Origin of the sequence: Pseudoalteromonas sp. Angola-4 (genome assembly GCF_028599265.1) — a bacterium.
Classification (GTDB): domain Bacteria; phylum Pseudomonadota; class Gammaproteobacteria; order Enterobacterales; family Alteromonadaceae; genus Pseudoalteromonas; species Pseudoalteromonas atlantica.
Genome location: NZ_JAQREK010000111.1, coordinates 1 through 383, shown reverse-complemented (window position 1 = coordinate 383; position 383 = coordinate 1). Strand labels below are relative to the sequence as shown.

Sequence of the window (383 nt, the reverse complement as noted above, 5' to 3'; positions counted from 1 at the left end):
CAGTGAGTGTGCCGTCGTTTAGTGCGCTTGCATCAATCGGATCAGTAACATACTCGCCATTTTGAACGGTTGCTTGAACTTCAATTGGCGCGTTTATACCATCGCTCAAAGTGATGGTAACAGTTTGACCATCTTCAACATCAGTCACTGTGCCACGTATAACCATAGCGGCGCTTTCGCCGTTGCCGTTAATCACGCCGTCGGCGGTTTTATCAATGCTGGTTGTAATAACTGCGGTGTTATCAAGCTCGACTGCATCTTGTGCTGAAATTGGATTGCCAGCCACATCAGACACGCTAGCTGTGGCGGTAAGTGTCCCGTCGTTTAATGCGCTGGCATCAATCGGATCGGTAACGTATTCGCCGTTTTGTACAAGCGCCGTG

1 protein-coding gene is annotated in these 383 nt (G+C 49.3%); it reads right to left on the bottom strand.

Annotated elements, in window-relative coordinates; translation table 11 throughout:
* Positions 1-383 (bottom strand): hypothetical protein (locus PSH48_RS21280; protein WP_273612329.1); only part of this gene is annotated, 383 nt, incomplete at both ends.